Origin of the sequence: Pseudomonas sp. MD195_PC81_125 (assembly GCF_014060985.1) — a bacterium.
Classification (GTDB): Bacteria; Pseudomonadota; Gammaproteobacteria; order Pseudomonadales; family Pseudomonadaceae; genus Aquipseudomonas; species Aquipseudomonas parakoreensis.
The window spans coordinates 1-3,446 of the sequence record NZ_JABULD010000114.1; the positions used below are offsets into that span (position 1 = coordinate 1).

General features: G+C 62.2%; 4 protein-coding genes. 2 read left to right on the forward strand and 2 right to left on the reverse strand.

Translation table 11 applies throughout. From position 1 onward, the window contains the following. Nucleotides 1-21: 21 nt before the first annotated feature. A complete protein-coding gene (locus HT737_RS04960; RefSeq protein WP_182401692.1) occupies nt 22-438 on the reverse strand; it encodes a cupin domain-containing protein in 417 nt (138 codons plus the stop codon). 197 nt (nt 439-635) lie between these two features. Between HT737_RS04960 and HT737_RS04965 the strand changes: the two genes are divergently transcribed. After that, nucleotides 636-1,577 carry a LysR family transcriptional regulator gene (locus HT737_RS04965; protein ID WP_047293814.1) on the forward strand — a complete coding sequence of 314 codons (942 nt, stop codon included), beginning with the start codon at nt 636-638 and terminating at the stop codon, nt 1,575-1,577. Here HT737_RS04965 and HT737_RS04970 read toward each other — a convergent pair. Further along, on the reverse strand, nt 1,534-2,493 hold the full coding sequence (locus HT737_RS04970) for an aldo/keto reductase (protein ID WP_182401694.1): 960 nt from the start codon (nt 2,491-2,493) through the stop codon (nt 1,534-1,536). The genes HT737_RS04965 and HT737_RS04970 overlap by 44 nt on opposite strands. A gap of 112 nt (nt 2,494-2,605) precedes the next feature. On the opposite strand from HT737_RS04970, the gene HT737_RS04975 reads away from it, so the two are divergent. Further along, nucleotides 2,606-3,379 (forward strand): alpha/beta hydrolase, encoded by a 774-nt coding sequence (locus tag HT737_RS04975; protein WP_047293473.1) that lies wholly within the window; start codon nt 2,606-2,608, stop codon nt 3,377-3,379. Nucleotides 3,380-3,446: the final 67 nt, after the last annotated feature.

Genomic DNA, 3,446 nt, shown 5'->3' on the forward strand with positions numbered 1-3,446 from the left:
CTGCGGCAGCTCCTACACAGGTCAGTTCGGGTACTGCGCCGCGCTCACCTGTTCCATCCACTCCACCACATCACCGTCCAGCACCTCGGCAATCGCAATGTGCGTCATCGCCGTGGTCGGCGTGGCGCCATGCCAGTGCTTCACCTGTGGCGCGATCCATACGGTATCGCCGGGGCGGATCTCGCGAACCGGTTGCCCCCACTCCTGCACAAAACCTGAACCGGCGGTGACGATCAGCGTCTGACCCAACGGATGGGTATGCCACGCGGTGCGTGCGCCCGGCTCGAAAGTCACCGTAGCGCCGCTGACGCGCGCCGCCTCGCTGCCTTTGAACGGTGCGTCCACGCGCACGGTGCCAGTGAACCAGTCCGTCGGGCCTTTGGCCGAAGGCTGCGAGCCGATGGGGGTGACGGTAACGCCTGAGATATGCGCATTCATCACAAGACTCCAAATCTGAAAGAGATCTCCCTGTAGGAGCTGCCGCAGGTGCGATCTTTTGATCTTTGATTTTCAAAAACAACATCAAAAGATCGCAGCCTGCGGCAGCTCCTACAGGGAACTTGCGTCACTTTAGCGAGCCGTACTCTTCAGATAATCGACTAGAATTCGAAAAAACTTATGCAGGACACTCATCAATGCTTCGAGAAAACGCCAGTGACCTGCTCGCCTTCCTCGCCGTGGCCCGCGAGCGCAGTTTCACCAAAGCGGCGGCCAGACTGGGCGTTTCACAATCGGCGCTCAGTCATACCATTCGCGCCCTCGAAGCGCGCCTTGGCCTGCGCCTGCTGACGCGCACCACCCGCAGCGTCTCGCCCACTGAGGCTGGCGAACATCTGCTGCAGACCATCGGCCCGCGCTTCGAAGAGATCGAACAGGAACTGGCGGCGCTGAGCAACCTGCGCGAGACGCCCGCAGGCCGGATCCGCATCAGTGCCACCGACCATTCGCTGAATTGGCTGTTGCGTCCGGTGCTCAAGGAATTCCTGCCCCAATACCCGGACATCGCCGTCGAGGTGATCTGCGACTACGGTTTCGTTGACATCGCCGGGCAAGGCTTCGACGCCGGCGTGCGGCTGGGCGAAGATGTCGCGCAAGGCATGATTGCCACCCGCATCGGCCCGGACATGCGCATGGCGGTGGTCGGCTCGCCTGCTTACTTCGCCAAGCGTGAACAGCCGCAAACACCGCGGGATCTGACCGCCCATGCCTGTAACAACCTGCGCCTGCCCACCAACGGTGGGCTGTACACCTGGGAGTTCGAGAAGGACGGCGAAAGCCTCAAGGTGCGGGTTTCCGGGCAAGTCACCCTCAATGGCGTGTATCCGCTGCTCGACGCTGCACTCGACGGTTTTGGCCTGAGCTACATTCCGGAAAACATCGTCGCGCCCTATCTGGCCGACGGGCGTCTGCTGCAAGTGCTGGCCGACTGGTGTCCGACGTTTGCCGGTTATCACCTGTATTACCCGAGTCGACGGCAGGCGGCGCCGGCGTTTGCGTTGTTGGTCGAGGCGTTGCGGTATCGCGGGCAGGCGCCTATCCCAGCAGCGCAATCAACTGATGCCGCTGCGCATCGGTGAGCATCGGCCCGAACCCCGCGCCAGCGTTGTCGGCCATATAGCGCGGATTGCCGGTGCCGGGAATCACGCAGGTCACCGCCGGGTGCGACAGCAAAAACTTCAGCGCCAGTTGCGGCCAACTGTTGACCTGCACGTCCGACACCCACGCCGGCAGCGGCTTGCCCTTGAGCCGCTCGAGCAGCCCGCCACCGCCAAACGGCCGGTTGCAGATCACCGCGACCCCGCGCTCGCGGCACAACGGCAGAATGCGTTTTTCCACGCCACGGTCATCGAGGGCGTAATTGATTTGCAGAAAATCGAGTGGTTCAGCCTTGAGCACTGCTTCGACTTCGTCGTAAGCCGAGGGCGTGTAATGGGTAATGCCGATGTAGCGGATACGCCCCTCGGCTTTCCACGCGCGCAGAGTCGGCAGATGACTTTGCCAGTCCAGCAGGTTGTGGATCTGCATCAGGTCGATGCGTTCGGTGCGCAGCAGACGAAAGGATTGCTCCATCTGCGCGATACCTTCCTCGCGCCCGCGCGTCCATACCTTTGTGGCGAGAAAGGCCGGCGAACGCGGTTCGTGGATCGCCAGCAGTTCGCCAGTAGTTTGCTCGGCGCGGCCATACATCGGTGAGCTGTCGATCATCGTGCCGCCCTTTCTGAACAGCTCGTCTAGCACTGCCGGCAGTTGTTTATAGGCGGTCTCGCCGGGCGCAACATCGAAGCCGCGATAAGTGCCCAGGCCCACCACGGGCAGTCGTTCGGCGCTGGAAGGGATGGCGCGGGTCTGCATGGTCTGGTCTCCTGCCTGGTTCGGCGAAGTGGCAGTCGGCGTGGCGGCAGTGGCCAACGCCCGGTCAAAGCTCAGCACCGCCGAAACCCCGGCAGCCAGCGTGAGCAATCGGCGACGGGAGCAACCCTCAGTGTGGCTCATGCTGGTTCCCCTGCTGCGTGAATCTGTTGCACGTTGTGTGCGACAGCTGTCCCTCCACGGCGCTGGACTACACTGCGACAGTGAACACCCGCGTCCCGTTAAAGTTAGCCGAATGTCCAGAATCCTGATGTCAGTCGTCGCTTTGCTCATCGCCCTCTACGTTTTGCTGTGCGGGGCCTTGTTCGTGTTTCAGCGTTCGCTGATCTATTTCCCCCAGCCTGGCAGTGCCGTGACCACGGCAGATTCACGGCTGAAACTGGCGATGCCGGATGCCGATGTCTGGATAACCGTTCGCGAACATGCGGGTCCGAAAGCGCTGATCTACTTCGGCGGGAATGCCGAGGACGTGTCGCACAACCTGCCTTCATTCAGCGCAGCGTTTCCCGATTACGCGCTGTATCTGTTGAACTACCGGGGCTTTGGCGGCAGCGGTGGCTCACCCTCGGAGGAAGCGATTGCCGAAGATGCGCTGGCGCTGTTTGACCGGGTCTACGCCAGCCATCCGCAGATTGCCGTGGTCGGGCGCAGCCTGGGTTCCGGAGTGGCGGTGCGGCTGGCGAGTCAGCGCCCGGCGCAGACATTGATTCTGGTGACGCCGTACAACAGCCTCGAAGAACTCGCCGTGCGCCAATACCCGTGGTTTCCGGTGAAATGGCTGCTGAAGGATCGCTTCGAGTCGGGTCGCTATGCCGCGCACATTCAAGTGCCGACCCTGCTGCTGGCAGCCAGCGATGATGAGGTGATTCCACGGGACAGCACGCAGCGGCTGCTGGGGCATTTCCCCAAAGGTGTGGCGACGCTGCGAGTAGTGCCAGATTCGGGGCACAACTCGATTGCCGAGCGGGCGCAGTATCTGCAGTGGATGCAGGCAGTGCTTGATCGCTGATAGCCGATTATTGCGTCGGCTGAACTGGCTCCTTCGCGAGCAGGCTCGCTCCCACCTGGCTCTGTGG